Below are 279 nucleotides of genomic sequence, written 5' to 3' on the forward strand. Positions count from 1 at the left end.
TCAGGTGTGTAAGTGTAGTGATACATTGAGCTAACTGATACTAATGAACCGAGAGTCTTAACCTTACAACTCGGAGTTGTTTTGGATACGCGAAGGTAGAGATAGATTAATAGATACTCGAACAGTTTGTTCCGGATTGAGCGATTGATGTGGATATGAGATAATGCACATCAATTGAGAGAAGAGAAGACAGAATATGTCTGGCGGTAATAGCGCGGTGGTCCCACCTGACCCCATGCCGAACTCAGAAGTGAAACGCCGTAGTGCCGATGGTAGTGT

The 279-nt window shown here is 44.4% G+C and carries 1 rRNA gene; it reads left to right on the forward strand.

The window, feature by feature from the left end:
• Positions 1–199: 199 nt before the first annotated feature.
• A 5S ribosomal RNA gene (gene rrf / locus H3T83_RS11335) occupies positions 200–279 on the forward strand; the annotation flags it as partial.

The sequence above is a fragment of the Gilliamella sp. M0320 genome, from assembly GCF_016101635.1.
Classification (GTDB): Bacteria; Pseudomonadota; Gammaproteobacteria; order Enterobacterales; family Orbaceae; genus Gilliamella; species Gilliamella apis.